This window comes from Erwinia phyllosphaerae (genome assembly GCF_019132875.1).
GTDB classification, from domain to species: domain Bacteria; phylum Pseudomonadota; class Gammaproteobacteria; order Enterobacterales; family Enterobacteriaceae; genus Erwinia; species Erwinia phyllosphaerae.
The window spans coordinates 1-18,041 of the sequence record NZ_JAHSPF010000018.1; the positions used below are offsets into that span (position 1 = coordinate 1).

At 52.1% G+C, this 18,041-nt stretch carries 12 protein-coding genes; 4 read left to right on the top strand and 8 right to left on the bottom strand.

Annotation, left to right across the window (positions count from 1 at the left end):
* A partial coding sequence (locus KUE00_RS21025) for a hypothetical protein (RefSeq protein ID WP_246762285.1) occupies positions 1-207 on the bottom strand: 207 nt, incomplete at its 3' end.
* 142 nt (positions 208-349) lie between these two features.
* Between KUE00_RS21025 and KUE00_RS21030 the strand changes: the two genes are divergently transcribed.
* Positions 350-1,411 (top strand): AI-2E family transporter, encoded by a 1,062-nt coding sequence (locus KUE00_RS21030; protein WP_246762287.1) that lies wholly within the window; start codon positions 350-352, stop codon positions 1,409-1,411.
* A 3-nt stretch (positions 1,412-1,414) separates the two neighbouring features.
* On the opposite strand, the gene KUE00_RS21035 is transcribed toward KUE00_RS21030, so the two are convergent.
* Both KUE00_RS21035 and KUE00_RS21040 read right to left on the bottom strand, forming a co-directional pair.
* Positions 1,415-2,359, bottom strand: a complete 945-nt coding sequence (locus KUE00_RS21035; protein ID WP_246762289.1) for an ABC transporter substrate-binding protein — start codon at positions 2,357-2,359, stop codon at positions 1,415-1,417.
* Between the two features lie 9 nt (positions 2,360-2,368).
* Positions 2,369-3,133 (bottom strand): class II aldolase/adducin family protein, encoded by a 765-nt coding sequence (locus tag KUE00_RS21040; RefSeq protein ID WP_246762291.1) that lies wholly within the window; start codon positions 3,131-3,133, stop codon positions 2,369-2,371.
* 215 nt (positions 3,134-3,348) lie between these two features.
* Here KUE00_RS21040 and KUE00_RS21045 point away from each other — a divergent pair, with 215 nt between their 5' ends.
* Positions 3,349-4,908 (top strand): EAL domain-containing protein, encoded by a 1,560-nt coding sequence (locus tag KUE00_RS21045; RefSeq protein ID WP_246762292.1) that lies wholly within the window; start codon positions 3,349-3,351, stop codon positions 4,906-4,908.
* Between the two features lie 70 nt (positions 4,909-4,978).
* Here KUE00_RS21045 and KUE00_RS21050 read toward each other — a convergent pair whose 3' ends face one another.
* Positions 4,979-5,458, bottom strand: coding sequence for a hypothetical protein (locus KUE00_RS21050; protein WP_246762294.1), 480 nt, complete (start codon positions 5,456-5,458; stop codon positions 4,979-4,981).
* 444 nt (positions 5,459-5,902) lie between these two features.
* On the opposite strand from KUE00_RS21050, the gene proP reads away from it, so the two are divergent.
* Positions 5,903-7,408 (top strand): glycine betaine/L-proline transporter ProP, encoded by a 1,506-nt coding sequence (gene proP, locus KUE00_RS21055; RefSeq protein WP_246762296.1) that lies wholly within the window; start codon positions 5,903-5,905, stop codon positions 7,406-7,408.
* A gap of 70 nt (positions 7,409-7,478) precedes the next feature.
* Here the strand turns inward: proP and KUE00_RS21060 are convergent, their stop codons facing one another.
* The 4 genes from KUE00_RS21060 to KUE00_RS21075 all read right to left on the bottom strand — a co-directional run bounded on the left by KUE00_RS21060 (position 7,479) and on the right by KUE00_RS21075 (position 16,197).
* Positions 7,479-8,579, bottom strand: a complete 1,101-nt coding sequence (locus KUE00_RS21060; protein ID WP_246762297.1) for an ABC transporter substrate-binding protein — start codon at positions 8,577-8,579, stop codon at positions 7,479-7,481.
* A gap of 18 nt (positions 8,580-8,597) precedes the next feature.
* Complete coding sequence (locus tag KUE00_RS21065) at positions 8,598-10,727, bottom strand: TonB-dependent siderophore receptor (protein WP_246762299.1); 2,130 nt, start codon at positions 10,725-10,727, stop codon at positions 8,598-8,600.
* Between the two features lie 157 nt (positions 10,728-10,884).
* Positions 10,885-14,406: an autotransporter outer membrane beta-barrel domain-containing protein gene (locus KUE00_RS21070; protein WP_246762301.1), complete on the bottom strand. Its 3,522-nt coding sequence runs from the start codon at positions 14,404-14,406 to the stop codon at positions 10,885-10,887.
* A gap of 609 nt (positions 14,407-15,015) precedes the next feature.
* Positions 15,016-16,197: a BaiN/RdsA family NAD(P)/FAD-dependent oxidoreductase gene (locus KUE00_RS21075; protein WP_246762302.1), complete on the bottom strand. Its 1,182-nt coding sequence runs from the start codon at positions 16,195-16,197 to the stop codon at positions 15,016-15,018.
* A 243-nt stretch (positions 16,198-16,440) separates the two neighbouring features.
* On the opposite strand from KUE00_RS21075, the gene pitA reads away from it, so the two are divergent.
* Complete coding sequence (pitA, locus tag KUE00_RS21080) at positions 16,441-17,943, top strand: inorganic phosphate transporter PitA (RefSeq protein ID WP_246762304.1); 1,503 nt, start codon at positions 16,441-16,443, stop codon at positions 17,941-17,943.
* Positions 17,944-18,041: the final 98 nt, after the last annotated feature.

Sequence of the window (18,041 nt, forward strand, 5' to 3'; positions counted from 1 at the left end):
AACGAACGGCACCTTAATTTCCTCTTCCCCAACAACGAGCAGCACCTTAATTCCCTCTTCCCGAACAACGAACGGCAACTTGATTTCCTCTTCCTGAACAACGAACGGCACCTTAATTCCCTCTTCCCGAACAACGAGCAGCACCTTAATTCCCTCTTCCCAACCAACGAGCAGCACCTTGCTTTGCTTTTCTCTGACAGTGAGCAACAACGTTAACCTGCCCACAATAAAATAAAGTACCCGCTATGGCTTAGACGCTGGCGTAAAAATCCTCAGAGCTTTCCGGAAATCAGGCTGTTAGTGGCCGGAAGCCGCTACACTTAGCAGATCGAAGCCAGAGGGAGAAGGAATGAACACACTGCAGCAGGAGAAGATGGGGCAGAATATACTGCTAAAGATGGCGACACTGGTCGTGATACTGGCAGGGATCAAGGCAGCCTCGACGATCATCGTGCCCTTTTTGCTCGCTCTGTTTCTGGCGATTGTTTTAAATCCTTTAGTCACCCTGTTGATGCGCCGGGGCGTACGACGCGGACTGGCCATTACGCTGGTAATTGCCGCCGTGCTGACGGCGCTGGGCCTGCTGGTAGCAATGATTGCCGGTTCAGCCGATGAGTTTTCTACTGTTTATCCTCAGTTGCAGCATCAGATGACGCAGAAGCTTACGATAATGCAGCATCTGGTGGCGCCCTTTCATATCAACCTTTCTACTAACAGCCTGGCCGCACGGCTAGATCCTAACGCGATCATGAACATGGCGACCGTTATCCTGAGTCAGTTTTCCGGCGCATTAGCTAATCTGGTACTGCTGGTAATGACCGTCGTGTTTATGCTTTTTGAAGTGCATCACCTGCCTTATAAGCTGCGTTTTGCGCTGATTAACCCCAAAATTCGCATAGCCGGCTTACATCGGGCGTTAAAAGGCGTCACGCACTATCTGGCGCTGAAAACGCTTATTAGCCTGATTACCGGACTCTCGGTCTGGCTGGTGCTGGTACTGCTGGGCGTGAAGTTTGCGCTTTTATGGGGGGCGCTGGCGTTTGTACTGAACTATATCCCCAATATCGGCCCCATTATCGCAGGCATTCCGCCCACCTTGCAGGCGCTGCTGCTAAACAGCGTTTATGATGCTGCACTGGTTGCCGCTCTGTTCAGCGCTATCCATATGGTTTTTGGCAATATGCTGGAGCCACGCGTAATGGGTAAAGGCCTGGGGCTGTCGAGTCTGGTGGTCTTTTTGTCGCTGATTTTCTGGGGCTGGCTGCTGGGCCCGGTTGGCATGCTGCTTTCGGTCCCGTTGACCAGCGTGTGTAAAATCCTGATGGAAACGACGCCCGGCGGCAGCAAGCTGGCGATCCTGCTGGGCAACGGCAGGCCGCCGAGAGTCGCCAAACCCAAAGTACAGAAATAGCCTTCAGCGAGCCTCAAATACGCTGCTGTCGGTAATCGCCTGAACGTTAACTTTGTTGGGCAAGATAGCCAGCGAAGAGAAAAGATCGGCGACCTGCTGTACGCGAGCCACATCCTCCGTTGAAACCGGCCGTATACCGTGCGAAATCCGCGCGGTTATGGCCTTGGACTCTTCCGGCGAGAGTCGGGTCAGCGTCGAATAAACCTGATTATATTCCGCAGGATGAGCAATCCCCCACGCACGCGCTTTTGCCAGACGACGGGCGAAATCGGCAATCGCCAGACGCTTTTGCGGATCTTTCAGCGAGCTGCCGGTGGCGGTGACAAACGAAAGCGCGGTCGTTAATCCTTTACTGTCGCGCAACAGTCGCGCGCCATGCTGCTCTGCTATGCCCAGATAGGGATCGAAAGTAGCCCATGCGGTGATTTGTCCGGAATTAAAGGCCGCGCTGGCGTCGGTTGGCAATACAAAGCGGACGGAAACGTCCTTTTGCGGCACGCTGGCTTCTTTTAGCGCGCCATACAACAGATGCTGAGAGATACTGCCGCGTGCCGATGAAACAACCACCGTTTTCCCCGCCAGCTCTTTTACGCTATGTACAGGTGAATCGGCGGGAACAATCAGACCGTTCGCGCTGTTGTCGCCTACGTTAGTGGCGATAATTTTCAGATCGACGCCGCCGGAAGCCGCCATCAACACCGGCAGATCGCCAGCGTAAGAAGTATCGACAGCGCCAGCACGCTGCGCTTCAAATAACGGCGCAGCACCCTGAAAATTGGCCCAGCGATAGTGATAAGGCGCATCTTTCATTACGCCAGAGGCTTCGACCAGAGAGCGTAAGTTGCGCGCCTGATCGCCAAGCACCAGCGTTACCTCTTCCTCTTTTGCCATACTGGCGGCAGCCACGGCGCTAAGCAGCAGCGCCAGAACGATTTTTCCCGCTTTCATTTTCCTTCCTTAAAGCGCATTGCGCTGCAGCTGACGTATGTAGGCATCCCAGTGCAGCAGATATCTTTTATTTTTGATAGCGTCATCAAATACCTGCGCGGCTTTTTCCGATACGTCATCAGGGACAATAGTGAGTTCAGCGCCACCGCTCTGGGCAGCCAGCTGCGCCACGCAGGCACGTTCAAGGTAATAAAGGTTATAAAAGGCCTCTTCCAGATCCCGCCCACAGGTTAGCAGGCCATGATTACGCAGGATCAGCGCGTTCAGATCGCCAAGATCGGCGACGATTCGCTGCTGTTCGTCCAGATCCAGCGCAATCCCTTCATAGTCGTGGTAAGCCAGTCGGCGGTAAAAGCGCATGCTGTGTTGTGAAATCATCAGCAGGCCATTTTTTTGCGCCGCTACGCCAATACCTGCGGCCGTATGGGTATGCAGTACGGCATGCGTTTCCGGTCGGGCGCGATGAATAGCGCTGTGAATGACATAACCAGCAGGATTTATCCCCAGTCCGGTGGGATCGTCAATAATTTCGCCATCCAGATCGACCTTTACCAGCGTTTCCGGCGCGATTTCATCAAACGTTTGCCCATACGCATTAATTAAAAAATGAGGCTTATCGCCCGGCACACGTAATGAAAAATGGGTGTAAATATGATCTGTCCAGCGCAGGCGCGCCGCCAGATGGTAACACTGTGCCAGTTTGGTTCGAGCCTGCCACTCCGCGTCGGTAATACGCGCGCGAAGTGATTCAGCAGGATGCAGTGCGCCAGTCATAAATTCTCCTGATTTACCAGCGTGATGGACGGCCGAAGCCCTGTCCTGGCATCCTGACACGAAAGGATCGGCAGACGGAAATGACGAATATAAGAATAAATTGCATAAAATTGACTAAGTCAGGATGGGCAGCGTGACGTTTAAACTTTTTCTTTCGTGACGTGCTACCTTAAGATTTTCTTCAGGCACCGAGGCGCCGTTAACAGAGGTCCATCATGGATTCGCCGAAAAAAAAACGCGCGCGAAAGATAACTATTCTGGCTACCGCAGGCCTGCTACCGCTAATTCTTTGCGTCATTTTTACCTGGGTCGACGCCAGACATAGCGTTCAACGCCAGCAGGAGGCAACGGCAGACATGCTGCTGGCTCACGCCGAGACGATCAGCGATCAGGCATGGAATATGATCGATCAGCTGCGCCGTTTTTCCGGTAAACAATGCGACGATGTTAATGAAGATTTACGGCAATATGCGGCGCTTTATCCCTATTTTCGCGCCGTTGGCGTAATGCAGGACGGCCTGGTGACCTGCTCTTCTGCTTTTGGCAGCAGCCATAGCGATATCAAGACCATGCTTTTACGGCCGCCGCCGGAAAACCGTAAAGCCTGGTGGATGCTTTCGGTTGCCGGTACCCGGGCGGTAAAAGATCGCCCGGCGGTGATTTTTGTGCGCGATACGCCCAGCCAGTTCAGCACTTTTGCGCTGATTGACGGGCAATATCTGCTGGATTTTATGAATGCTATCGACAGGAATCAGGATAGTAGTATTACGCTACAGTTTGGCGGAGGCGCCATCCTTTATAGCGACATAAAGGATGGCGCTGTACCCGCTGCGCTGATGTTGAATAAAACGTCCAGCCGCTATCCCGTTACTGTGCATGTTACCTCGCCCGCCAGCGACGTCATGCGAAACTGGCGCCATGGTCTGCTTACCTTTGTACCGGTGGCGCTGATCCTGTCGCTGCTGCTGGTGGCCGTGATCAATAACTGGCTGGAGCGTAAGCTTTCAATACGTGACCGGTTACGTCGGGCCATAGTGCGTCGTGAATTTTCCGTGCAGTATCAGCCCGTTTACCATATAGCAACCGGCCAGGCCAGTGGCGTAGAGGCGCTCATGCGCTGGCACCTGCCTGACGGCAACCAGATACGGCCCGATCTGTTTATTGCCGCAGCCGAAGCGGAAGGTATGATCGTCCCGCTTACCCGTCATTTAATGCAGCTGATTGCCGAAGAAGCGAAAAGCTGGAGTGTTCCGCCTGACTTTCATTTGGCGATCAACGTGGCGGCCGAACATGTCCAGCACGAAGATTTTGTCAGTGATATCCGACAATTTGCTGCTGCGATGGCCACGCATCAATCCAGAATTACGCTGGAGCTTACCGAACGTAGCCTGCTGTCCGACGGCGAGGATGTTGTGCAAAAACTGCAGCTGCTGCGCAGCGAGGGGATCCGTATTGCGATTGATGATTTTGGTACTGGCCACTGCTCGCTTTCCTACCTGCAAACTTTCCCGCTCGACTACCTGAAAATTGACCGTGGTTTTATTAACGCTATTGAGTCGGTGGAAGGCGAAACGCCAGTGCTGGATGCCATCATCATGCTAAGCCACAAGCTGAAGCTGAAGGTGGTAGCGGAAGGGATAGAAACGCCGCTACAGCTACAATACGTTAAAGATCGCGGTGTGGTATTTATTCAGGGCTATCTGTATGCGCGTCCAATGGAAAGCAGCGTACTGATGGAGTGGCTACAGCAACAAGGTCAGCATCCGCTGGGCTAAAAGTGCGGAGCTGAATAATAATCTGTTACCAGAGATAATTAAATCAAATAGAGGAATGACGTAATGATATTCAATTACATTCACGATGCTTTAATATGATTCGCAATGCGGACTCCAGCGTTTCATCCGCTGACACTTTTTCCCGATGGAGCGGAGTTATGTCTGATTTTTCACGACGTCTGTTTTCCCGGCAATTAATTCTTGCCAGTAGATCCGTGATATTTTCAAATTGCTGTTGATATAAGTCAGTATGAAATCTATCGCTGTCCCCCGGAAAATTGCTTTTTACAACCCTTTGAAATAAAAGACGTATTCTTTTTATCCGTCGTTGGATCCTTGCTGCGACATGCTGAAAAAACAGTCGATGCCGTTTCGCTTCCTGCTGCAAATTTTTATCAACACGTCTGCCACATTGTAACCATTCATTCTGCCTGGAATAAACCCCATATTTACCAGGGAAAAAGAGTTGCGGCGAACGAAAAAATTTCAAATTGATTTCTATACTGTCCAGCCAGTAATTTTCAAAATCTGGTTTTATTTTATTATACATTGCGAGCTCCGCATAAATGCGGCTGGCAGTATTACTGATTGCGCCAGAGCGTGCAATACTAAATTCAATCAGGTGTCATATTAATATAAAGTTTTTAAAGCTATTTCTATTCCGAAAAATCCTGGACTAACCTGGCCCGGCGTTATTCATTCAGAGCCGCGCACTGTACACATTCAAGGCCGGCATACCCTGAGTGGGTCGATTGCAAAATGTTACTTCTGGTTACATTATCTGATTTCGGGTAGAAATTATGTTACGCGCCAGAGAGAGGATATAATGAAGGCAGACAGATATTTGGCAGTTGAACAACAAACCCGCTACTTATCTCTGTCTGTAGGGTAAAAGTCCGTACGCAATTTGTACCGTTCTGCCCGCATGGTGTCATAAGTGCGGCGCAAAATGGAAAAATTATCTGGGAAACAGTCAATTACAGGGTGTTTTTATATGAAGCTACGTAGGAAGCGTGTTAAGCCGATTGGCTTAAAAGACGTAACGATCATTGACGATGCCAGGTTACGCAAAGCCATTACCGCCGCGTCGCTTGGTAACGCCATGGAGTGGTTTGACTTTGGGGTATACGGTTTTGTGGCCTACGCGCTGGGTCAGGTTTTCTTTCCTGGCGCCGATCCCGGCTTACAAATGATAGCCGCGCTGGCAACCTTTTCCGTTCCATTCTTGATCCGTCCGCTGGGCGGCCTGTTTTTTGGCGCGCTGGGCGATAAGTACGGCCGCCAGAAAATTCTCTCTGTTACCATTGTTATTATGTCGGTCAGTACCTTCTGTATTGGCCTGATACCTTCGCACGCCTCTATCGGTATCTGGGCGCCGATTTTACTGCTGATATGTAAAATGGCTCAGGGCTTCTCCGTAGGCGGTGAATATACCGGCGCTTCTATCTTTGTCGCCGAATACTCCCCTGACCGCAAACGCGGCTTTATGGGCAGCTGGCTGGACTTCGGTTCTATCGTCGGTTTCGTTATGGGCGCGGGCCTGGTGGTACTGATTTCTACCGTGGTCGGCGAAGCGAGCTTCCTGGAATGGGGCTGGCGTCTGCCGTTCTTCGTCGCGCTGCCGCTGGGACTGATCGGTATTTATCTGCGTAACGCGCTGGAAGAAACCCCGGCTTTCCAGCAGCACGTAGACAAGCTGGAACAGGGCGACCGTGAAGGCCTGGCTGACGGCCCGAAGGTATCTTTCAAAGAGATCGCGACCAAACACTGGAAAAGCCTGCTGGCCTGTATTGGTCTGGTGCTGTCCACCAACGTGACCTATTACATGCTGCTCACCTATATGCCGAGCTATCTGTCGCATAACCTTCATTACTCCGAAGATCACGGCGTACTGATTATTATCGCGATTATGATCGGTATGCTGTTTATTCAGCCGGTAATGGGGTTAATGAGCGATAAGTTTGGGCGTCGTCCGTTTGTGATCATCGGTAGTATTGCGCTGCTGCTGCTGGCCATTCCTTGCTTTATGCTGATCAACAGTAACGTGATGGGGCTGATTTTTGCCGGTCTGCTGCTGCTGGCGGTGATTCTGAACTGCTTCACCGGCGTGATGGCGTCATCGCTTCCGGCGATGTTCCCTACCCATATCCGCTACAGTGCCCTGGCGAGCGCGTTTAATATCTCTATTCTGATCGCGGGCCTGACGCCAACGCTGGCGGCATGGTTAGTAGAATATACCGCTAACCTTTATATGCCAGCCTACTATCTGATGGTGGTTGCGGTGGTAGGGCTGATCACCGGTATCATGATGAAAGAAACCGCGAATATGCCGCTGCGTGGCGCTACGCCTGCCGCGTCTGATATCGCCGAGGCGAAAGAACTGCTGCAGGAGCACCACGATAATATCGAGAGCAAGATTGAAGATATTAACGAGCAGATCGCCGAGCTGGAAGAGAAGCGTAAGCATCTGATTAACCAGCATCCGCGTATTAACGAGTAAAGTACCGGAAGCCCGCAGCCGCGGGCTTTTTTCTGCCTTTTACCAGAGCCGCTTTTACCCTTTCCCGCTTTTATCGCTTGTCGCCAGTTGTCCAGTAGGTTCCCGTTTCCGGAAGCGGTAAGAATTCACGATTCATTTCCCGTAGCGTTTCGGCCGGATTCAAATCGTGAAACAGCCGGGGATGCAGCGTTTTGGCAATCATTTCAACCGTCAGCAGGTGCCACGGGCTAAGGTAGAAATTATGCCAGATAGCCAGCGTTCTCCCGTTGCGAACCGCCACCAGCTGGGAAATGACGCTTTCGCCCGCCAGCGCCCGATCAAAACTCTTTTGCGCCGCTTCCGGCTTTACCTGTGGGCCAAGCTGTAGCCGATCTGGCTGCTGAGGACCGCTCATGCCCGTCGCCAGAAAAACATCGGGATTAGCCGCCAGCACGGCTTCCGGACTTAGCTGACCAAAGACCCCGGAAAACTTGCCGGCCGCAATATTTCTGCCGCCCGCCCATTCCAGCAAATCGGCCAGGTTACCGCGCCCAACAGTTGTGCAGCAAACGTCACGGCGGCCAATATGCAGCTGCAGCATCACGCTGGGTCTGGGCGGATTAGCCTGACGCAGACGATCGTGAATCAGGTTCATATGCTGCTGGTAAAAAGCGATAAAGCGTTGGGCTTTCTGACTATCATTTAGCGCTTCGCCAAGAATTTGCAGGCTTGGCACGGTGTTCTTCAACTGCTCGACGCGAGTATCAACATAGATTACCGGGATGCGCGCCGCGCTTAACTGGGCCAGTACGTTATCCTGCGTCGTCGGTTTTCTGGCATAAACCGGCAAAATCACCAAATCCGGGTGCAGTGCGATAATTTTTTCCACGCTGAACTGGCCAGGATTTGCGCCGCCGATAAGCGGAATTTTTTTAATTGCCGGAAAAGCCGCGGTATAGCGTTCCCTGGTCTGGCGATCGTAACGTTGCAGATCGTCAGGCCAGCCCGCTACGCGTGCCAGAGGGTTGCCCTTTTCCACCAGCGCAAGGGTGTAGAGTAACCGTCCTTCACCCAGTACGATGCGCTGCGGATTATCCGGCACCGTTACCTGTCGCTGCAAAATGTCGGTAACGGTTTTTGCCTGCACCAGTCCGCTGGCTAATAGCAGCAGCATAATCAGCGTTTTTTTCATCGGTTTTCCCGGCCGTTATTAAAAATCTACCGAAGCGGAGACGACGACTTCGCGCGGTGCACCTTCGCTAACACGCAGGCTGCCACCGCTGGATTCGTAGTACTCTTTATCGAACAGGTTATTCACGTTCACCTTCAGCTGCGTATGCTTGCCGACCAGCTTGCTGTCCCAGGCAACAAAAGCATCCGCAACCGTATAGTCCGGCATGGTAAAGCTGTTTTCCGGATCGCCCGCGCGGGAGCCAACGTAGCGCGCGCCGCCGCCAACGCGTACATCGCCAGGTAGCCAGGAGAAGCGCAGCGCATGCGTCAGATAAAGGCTGCCGCTGTTAGTCGGGGCGTTAACCAGGCGATTACCCACGTTCGCCGAATTAACGTCGTCCTCTACAATTTCCGTTTTGTCGTGGCTGTAAGTGGCGATTAAATTCCAGTCAGGGGCCAGCTCGCCGTTAATTTCGACTTCTGCTCCGGTTGAACGCGCCTTTGGAATATTGCGCGTGACGCCGTTAATCAGCACCGACATATCTTTTTCATCAATGCGATAAAGCGCCAGCGTGGCAGAAACCGCTGGTACCATCTGCCATTTTGCACCCACTTCATACGTGGTGCCCTTTTCCGTTGAGGCGACGTTACCGTCGTCATCTGTCTGGGTCGAAGGCGTAAACGATTTACTGTAGCTGCCGTAGAGCGATAAATCTGGCCGAATTTTATAAACCAGTCCCATCTGCGGCAGGAAAGCATCACCGCGATCGTTTAGCGTGGTTTGCGGATCGGTCCAGCCGCTGCTGGCCGTTTGGGTATAGCGCTGATAGCGCGCGCCCGCGACGGCGATCCATTTGTCGGTCAGGTGGATGCTGTCTTTAGCAAATACGGAACGGCTATAAAGGTTGGTGCGTAAATTACTCTGCGCATCGGAAACCGTGCTGGCGCTGACCGGCGGCTCTTCGCCATAGACCGGATCGTACATGTTGAAGGTTTTTGAAACCTTGCCGCGATAAGAGTATGCCTTGTAGGTTTCATCCTGCTCGTAGTCCACGCCCAGCATGACGTCATGCTGCATGCCCCAGATTTCCGGGCTACCGCCGATATCCCACGAAAGATAAGTGGTCTGGTGATTGAAGCCGCGGTTGGCATCGGCGCGACGAGAAACGATGCCGGTAGTGGCGTTGATCGCCGTGGCGCGAACTTCGTTACTGTCATAGCGGCGCTGCATCCAGGCATAGTTGAAATGCGTTTCCCAGGTCTCGTCCAGGTTATAACCGTAATTGACATTCAACCGCTTGTTTTTGCCCCAGGCATGGTTGGCGTTATCGTCAATGCGCTCGTTGTACGGGATCTTCAGCGGCTTTTTATTGATAAACGCGGTGCCGCGATCGACAGGGATATCAAATTTATATTCGCTATAGCTGATGTTGAAGGAAGCCTTATCACCGTACCAGCTCAGTGAAGGCGCCAGCAGCGTGTGTTCATTCACGCCAAAGTTGCGCCAGTAATCTTCACGCTGACGTTCGGCAACCAGACGAAAAGCAAAGCCGTTCCCTAACGGTCCGGTGATATCTATGCTGCCCGCACCGCCGCCTACGCTGGTAGATTCACCGCTGATATGCGTATTCCATTCGTACTGTGGCTTTTTACTGACCAGGTTGATAATGCCGCCCGGATTAAGGATGCCGTACAGGAGTGAAGCGGACCCCTTCAGCACTTCCACATGATCGATGGTGGAATCCATCGACAATCCCTGGTTACTGCGCACGCCGTCAATAAAGATAGAGCCATCGGAATTACTGCCAAAGCCGCGTTTAACAAAACCGTCTTCTATGTTGCCCAGCGTATTGCCCTGGGCTACGCCGCTGACAAACTTCATGGCGTCGTTAACGGTTTTAACCTGGTAATCTTTTATCACCTGCGGCGTGACCACGCTGACGGACTGTGGTGTTTCGCTACGCGGCGTGGCCGTTTTGGTCGCGGCCGTGGCGGTATCCTGACTGTAGCTGCCCGTAGGGGCTGCTTTGTCAGCGGTCACGGTCAGCGTTTGGTCTTTGCTGGTTGCGGCTATAGCAGAGGCGCTTAGCAAAGAAAGAGCGATATAAAGCGGCGTTTTTCTTTGCAGGCAAAAAACGCTGGCAGAACGTGCGGATGGTGTTTTCATCAATAAGGACGCAGGATGGAGTTATAATTGGCGCGAATGATAATAATTTTCATTGCCATTATCAATTTCAAAAATGAGCGCTGCCACTAAGCTACGGCAACAAAAAAGGGCCCGCAGGCCCGAAGCGTGGCGTCGATAACGACGCCAGCTTATTGAATTAAAACTTGTATTTCACGCCTATGTTGCCCGTATAGCCTTCCGAGCCTGGCCCAAAACTGTGCGAATATTTCATCTGTGCGTAAGCGCTTAAGTGCGCGTTGAGCTGGCTGCTGAGTCCGGCTCCGGCCTGCCAGTAGCCGCGACGAACATCCGGCGTCAGCGTTTCATTGTTCATATCAACGCCTGGCGTACGGCCCAGCAACTGCACGACATCCGCCTGCAGATAAGGCTTAAGTAACGGGCTATCGTAGTAAAGCCGTAGTCCCTCACGCAGCTGGGCGACCATCAGGTTTTGATCTTTCAGCTTAACGCCGCTGGCATAGGTCTGGCTGATATTCATATATTGCCCCATCGCCTGCAGCTGCGGCTCCAGCTTAAACTGCCCGCCCAGCGAAAGGGGAAGACCGGTTTCTACAGAGGCAACGACGCCGTAGCTGTCCATTTTCGCGCTGGTCAGGCTGGTAAACTCGTTGCTGTAGCGCGTCACCTGCACCACATTATCCAGGTAAGCACCTTCGTCATTCCACGCCGTCAGATAACCGCCAAGGCTATAGGTATTGGTGGTGATTTTACCGACATCGACAGAGAGTTCAGAACGTAAGCTACGCGCGGTGTCTTTGTTATTGCTGCGTTGATGGCCCAGCGTTATCACCGGCCCGGCGCTCAGATGCCAGCCGTCAGCCAGGCTTTTAGTCAGAAGATCGCCGCCAAACTGCACAAAGGTCGTGTTGACGTTAAAAGAGAAGCGCCCTGCACGGTATCCGTCATGCCGACCAGAGACTCTTGCCCACATGGTGTCATCCTGATAAGCGCCCAGTCGTTCATGCCAGGTGCCGATAGCGGCAAAGCCGTAAGCGGCATTAAGATAAGGCGCGATAAGATAACCGGCGGTTTCTGGCCTGTAAGCTTTGATGCCTGGCGTCACGCTGTCGTCAATTTCTGGGGTATTGCCACCATCGGTTTCCGGAATATTGCCATCATCAATTCCGGGGACGTTGCCATCGTCGATTTCCGGGACATCGCCATCATCAATTCCCGGGACATCGCCGTTGTCGATTTCTTCAGCATCGCCGTCAGCCTCATCCGGTGGCGTTACCGGCGTCAACGAGGTCTGTAAATACCAGGCACCGTCACCAATCTTATGGAGCATGTACTGATAGTTACCCGCGACCACGGTGCCATTTTGTTTAAAATCGGCGTTACTGGCATCGCCAGCTACCCGCACAACCAGAATACCGGCGTCCGTGATCCCGCCCGTGCCGCCTCTGTTGTTAATGGTCAAACCGTACTGCCCGGATGCGGTGCCGCTGACCAGAATTCTGTCCGTTGGCGAGCTGTCATCACCCAGCTGCGTACCCAGGGTAAAATTCCCTGAGTCGGTCAAATCGCCATTTACCGTTAAGGTACTGAAACCGGATTCGTTATTAAAAATCACCGAGCCGTTATTCAGCTGCAGCGTTTTAACGTCAGAGTCGCCCGTTACCAACCAGCTGCTTGCGGCATCAAGGATGAGCCTGTTAACGTTTTGCGTCGCACCCTGCAAAACCGAGGCGCTGTTTAACGACAGATTGATCTCGTTATCGTCACTTTCGGCGATAATATCCCCCAGCAGCCGGGCACGATCTTTTGCAGTGATGTTCACTTTTGCATAGGTCACCGTGCCCTCTTTTTCGACGATGTTTGGGACAGCACGTAATGCCGTGCCGTTGCCACCAGAGATAACGCTGTTGTTTGTCAGCGTCAGGTTGAGCGGCGTCCCCTTCGCCAGTACGCCATTGCCCGCCAGGCTATTTAACGAGACGTTGTCCAGCTCTACTGTGTTGGTCGCACTGCCTGCACTGTCGGCCGCGTACAAAGCGGCAGGAGATTTATCGCCTGTCCCCGCCGTAGTAATTGTGCTGTTGGCCAGCTTTAACGTGGCAAGAGAGGCAGACAAGCCTGGCGCATTTTCACCGGTTGTATTGATAGTAAGATTATCGCCGGTCAGGCTGGCAGATAGCAAAGCAGCGATACCTACGCCGCCCTTCCCCGTAGTGGAAATGGTGCTGTTACGAATTTCGCCTGTACTGCTGTTTTTGGCCACTATGCCGTAAGCGTCTGTGCCTGAAGTGGTTAAAGAGACGTCCGTCAGGTTAATAGTACTGTTGTCGGCATTTACGCCATGCGCCTGTGAGCCAGAAGTCCCTATTGCCGAATTGCTTATCGTTGCACTTGCGGTAGCGGCAAGAGTAATCCCTGATGCGTCATCTCCAAAAGTTGTTACCGGTGTGTTGACCAGCGTCAGCACGCCTGCATTACTTATCCCTACACCTGATGCGCTTGCCCCTTTGGTAGTAATGGCGGAATTCTCTAACGTTATTTTTCCTCCATGTGCTCTGGCACCATAACTCGATTCTCCGGATGTATTGACAGTGACATTGTCGCCCGTAATGCTCCCCTGCTTATCAGGATCGCTCGCTTCGGTATACATGCCAAAGCTTTCGATTCCTGACGTTGTTAACTTCGTGTTATTCAACTCGGTTGTGCCGAACTGTAGAAAAGCAGCATGGGAGCCGCTACCCCGGGTAGTAAAACTGGTGTCAGAAGCCTTTAACGTGGAGAGCTTATTTGCTACCCATACTCCATGTGCCCTTTCCCCTGAAGTTTGATAGCTGCCGCCGCGAACGATAGCGTTTGATTCGACATTAACATCAATAGCCAGGCCTGATGTACCACGGGTCGTCACATTCACATTATCTAACGTCATATTTCCCCCCATACCACGCAGCGCGGTAAAGACGGAGTTAATAGTGCTGTTGCTTAGCGCTAACGTACTATTGGGACCAGAGGCATTTCCTGTCAAAATAGCAGCCCATTTGGCTGACTCAGTATCTATCGTCACGTTATCGGCAGTCATATAACCGCCATAGATATTAATTGCATGAGAGACGTTACTGCCGTTCAGCGTAATTTTTACATCGTTTAGCGTGGCTTTGGCATAATGATTCATTACGATACCGGCAGAGGCATAATCTGGTTGATTGCTGATAACGGTATTTTTCACCGTTAGCGTGCCGCCATCGTTCACGCTTATTCCAGTTGCCCCAGCGCCTTCAAGTAACAAAAAACTGTCTTTAACAGAGACGTTGCTATTTTTTGCGTTAATAGCAAAGTTGCGCTTCCCGGATATGGAAAGCGTGCTTCCAATAATATCTATCGTGGCGTTGTTAACCGAAATGACCTGTCCGTCAATTCCCGTGAAGGATAAAGTTGCCTTATTCACCTTCAGACTGCCCTGGTCGATAATTTTAGCAACGCTTGTCGCAACACCTGACATGCTGAACGCCAGTCCGCTGTCGGTAACTAACCGGCTGTTTTGTCCGGAAGCCTGTAACGGTACGTCACTGATGTCCGTAGAGTCATAGCCTGAGGTTACCTGTAAAGTGGAACCATCCGTCACTACCCATGCGGCAAAAACAGAGAGTGGGGAGAGCGTCAGCGTGAGCAAACCGAGCGCAAAAGGCCGTGATTTCATAACCATAGTGCATCCTTTCATTAATATGGTTTTAAAACGATTAAGGGGTTGGCTGCTGTTTTAATGCGAGGAGGCGTTCCGGGGAAACGTTGTGCGATACGCTATCCGAAGCGTTTATTTTGAATTGACAGCGTAATGAGAATAAAACGGGCAACACCGCTTCCCATCCTTTAATTCTGGCCTTCCTGGCGCGACAATATTAATTGAATGGGCGCATAAGAAGAAGCGTTTTTTAAGCGCCGCGATAAAATAGCCTCAGCAAAAAGAGTGTGTTAATCGTCGATATAAGTCAATTGCGTTATTAAAACAGCTAACCGCCAACGGGAAAACCGGGGGTTCATTCCATAAATAGCCATAAGAAGAGAAGCGAAAACATGTCCATTAATCTTCTTTTTTATATTTATAAAAACAATAATTTAAAAAACAATATTAATGAAAAAGCCAATTAAAGCTGCGTAGCGAAAAGACAATGCGTCGCTAATTAAGGAATTTTACAACTCCTTATTACCTACAATGCAGGCCCGTTATTTCCAGTAAGGAATCCGTCTGCGTTAGCCTTTCTATTATAACGGGTGCTATAAAACAAGATCTTCGTCAGTGAAGATCCCGTTTGCCCTACAGCGCCTGCGCGCAGGCCCAGGCAGAGCTCCAGGCCCACTGGAAGTTATAGCCGCCCAGCCAACCGGTCACGTCCACCACTTCGCCAATAAAATAGAGGCCCGGCACATCGCGTGCTTCCATTGTTTTAGAGGAGAGCGCGCTGGTATCAACCCCGCCAAGCGTAACTTCCGCCGTGCGGTAACCTTCCGTACCGTTGGGCTGCACGCGCCAGCTGTGCAATGTCTGGGTCAGTTCGCTTTGCTGGCGGCTGTTTAACTGCTTAAGCGTGCATTCCGGCACGCTGCCCAACAGCTGCAAACATTCCACCAGACGGCGCGGCAACACTTTTGCCAGCGTGTTTTTCAGGCTTTGATTAGGATGGGCTTCGCGTTCTTCACTGATAAAAGCATCAAGGTCGCGTTCGGGTGAAAGATTGACCGTCACGAACTCGCCCGGCTGCCAATAGCTGGAAAGCTGTAATACTGCGGGACCGGAGAGGCCGCGATGGGTAAATAACAAGGCTTCTTTAAATACCGTCCCGTCTTCCGCAGTCATTACGGAAGGCACCGCCACGCCGGAAAGCGTTTGCAGCTGCTCAAGCAGCGGCTTATGCAGCGTAAAAGGCACCAGGCCCGCGCGCGTTGGAAAAACCTTCAGGCCAAACTGTTCGGCAAGTTTGTAACCAAAGGGTGACGCGCCCAAACCGGGCATAGAAAGACCGCCGGAAGCGATGACCAGCTTTTCCGCCTGTACCACGCTGCCGTTCAGCTCCAGCGTGTAATGTTCTTCGCGCGTTACCTTTACTACTTCGCTACGCAGTCTTAACGTCACCTGACCTGCTTCGCACTCTTTAAGCAGTAGATCCACAATTTGCTGAGCGGAATCGTCGCAAAATAGCTGGCCCAGCGTCTTTTCGTGCCAGGCGATACCGTGCCGATTCACCAGATCGATAAAATCCCACTGCGTATAGCGTGCCAGCGCAGACTTACAGAAATGGGGATTTTGCGACAGATAAGCCGCAGGCTCGGTATAAAGGTTAGTAAAATTGCAGCGGCCGCCGCCCGACATCAATATTTTGCGTCCCGCTTTTTTGCCGTTATCCAGCACCAGCACGCGTTTGCCGCGCTGCCCTGCCTGTGCGGCACAGAACAGGCCAGCCGCACCTGCGCCAATAACGATAACGTCAAACTTTTCCACAATCCGCTCCGACCTGCTGCGCAAAAAACGGTGATTGTAATGAGATGGGTCGTTTATCGCCAGCGTCATAAAAGCGTCATCTTAGCCCATAGCGGTAAACGTATGATTTTCATACAACTCAGGACCATTATTTGCTTCTGTTAACGTATTAATGTCAAAAAAAGTCTATATTTCACTTTCCCCAGGCGCGGTTTCTCGCTGATAATGCGCCGCGTTCATGTCCTCCAAAATGGCGTAACGCTTATGCTACATCTGTTTGCTGGTCTTGATTACCATACCGGCCTGTTACTCGTCCTTGCCCTGCTTTTTGTTTTGTTTTACGAAGCTATCAACGGCTTCCACGACACGGCAAATGCGGTGGCTACTGTAATTTATACGCGAGCTATGCGATCGCAACTGGCGGTAGTGATGGCCGGCGTATTTAACTTCTTTGGCGTACTGCTGGGCGGGCTAAGCGTTGCTTACGCTATCGTTCATCTGCTACCCACCGATTTACTGCTTAATGTAGGATCGGCTCACGGACTGGCCATGGTCTTTTCCATGCTGCTGGCTGCTATCATCTGGAATCTGGGCACCTGGTATTTTGGCCTGCCTGCCTCCAGCTCTCATACCCTCATCGGGGCCATCATCGGCATTGGCCTGACCAACGCGCTGCTTACCGGCACTTCGGTAGTGGACGCGCTGAATATCCCGAAAATGATCGGCATCTTTATGTCGCTGGTTATCTCGCCGATTGTCGGCCTGGTACTGGCCGGTAGCCTGGTGTTTATTCTGCGTCGCTACTGGAGCGGCAGTAAGAAACGCCGCCGTATTCATATGACGCCAGCGGAACGCGAGAAGATCGACGGCAAGAAAAAGCCGCCGTTCTGGACGCGCACCGCGCTGATCGTCTCGGCTATCGGCGTGAGCTATTCTCACGGTGCTAACGACGGACAGAAAGGCATTGGCCTAATCATGCTGGTGCTGATTGGCGTGGCGCCGGCGGGCTTTGTGGTCAATATGAACTCGTCGGGCTATGACATTACGCGTACCCGCGATGCGGTAAACCATCTGGAACAGTATTATCAGCAGCATGCTGATTCGCTGACCCAGATTGTGCAGATGGCTCCGCCTGTTGTACCCGCACCGCAGGAAAATCCGGGCGCTCCGCATGAGTTTCACTGCGATGCCGCTCGCGCGATGCCGGCTATCCAACGTGCTCAAGGCCTGCTGAGTAATCTGCAAAGCTACGACGCGTTAAACGTTGAGCAACGCAGCCAGCTGCGTCGTCTGCTGATGTGCGTCTCTGATACCGCCGATAAAACGGCTAAGTTACAGAGCACCACTGCCGAAGACCGCCGTTTTCTTGGCAAGCTGAAAGACGATATGCTGAATACCGTTGAGTACGCCCCTGTGTGGATTATCGTTGCCGTAGCGCTTGCGCTGTCGCTGGGTACGATGGTTGGCTGGCGCCGTGTCGCCACCACTATCGGTGAAAAAATCGGTAAGAAAGGCATGACCTATGCGCAGGGAATGGCTGCACAGATGACCGCTGCCGTTTCTATCGGCGTGGCCAGCTATACCGGCATGCCCGTTTCAACGACCCACGTTCTCTCCTCTTCCGTGGCCGGCACCATGCTGGTCGACGGCGGCGGCGTTCAGGGTAAGACGATTAAAAATATCCTGTTAGCCTGGGTATTTACGTTACCTGTATCGATCGTGCTGTCGGGCTGCCTTTACTGGTTAGCGCTGAAGCTGGTTCCCTGATTCGTCAGCAGGAACAACAAGGCGGGGAATTTTCCCCGCCTTTTTTTATGCCTTAACGCCAGTAGCCCAGACCGTTTTATGCCTGATAAATAGCCCGG

What these genes read in the sequence shown, in the direction of transcription:
- proP (WP_246762296.1), top strand. Translation starts at nt 5,903, where the DNA reads ATGAAGCTACGTAGGAAGCGTGTTAAGCCGATTGGCTTAAAAGACGTA.
- KUE00_RS21070 (WP_246762301.1), bottom strand. Translation starts at nt 14,406, where the DNA reads ATGGTTATGAAATCACGGCCTTTTGCGCTCGGTTTGCTCACGCTGACG.
- KUE00_RS21045 (WP_246762292.1), top strand. Translation starts at nt 3,349, where the DNA reads ATGGATTCGCCGAAAAAAAAACGCGCGCGAAAGATAACTATTCTGGCT.
- KUE00_RS21065 (WP_246762299.1), bottom strand. Translation starts at nt 10,727, where the DNA reads ATGAAAACACCATCCGCACGTTCTGCCAGCGTTTTTTGCCTGCAAAGA.
- KUE00_RS21040 (WP_246762291.1), bottom strand. Translation starts at nt 3,133, where the DNA reads ATGACTGGCGCACTGCATCCTGCTGAATCACTTCGCGCGCGTATTACC.
- KUE00_RS21035 (WP_246762289.1), bottom strand. Translation starts at nt 2,359, where the DNA reads ATGAAAGCGGGAAAAATCGTTCTGGCGCTGCTGCTTAGCGCCGTGGCT.
- pitA (WP_246762304.1), top strand. Translation starts at nt 16,441, where the DNA reads ATGCTACATCTGTTTGCTGGTCTTGATTACCATACCGGCCTGTTACTC.
- KUE00_RS21050 (WP_246762294.1), bottom strand. Translation starts at nt 5,458, where the DNA reads ATGTATAATAAAATAAAACCAGATTTTGAAAATTACTGGCTGGACAGT.
- KUE00_RS21060 (WP_246762297.1), bottom strand. Translation starts at nt 8,579, where the DNA reads ATGAAAAAAACGCTGATTATGCTGCTGCTATTAGCCAGCGGACTGGTG.
- KUE00_RS21030 (WP_246762287.1), top strand. Translation starts at nt 350, where the DNA reads ATGAACACACTGCAGCAGGAGAAGATGGGGCAGAATATACTGCTAAAG.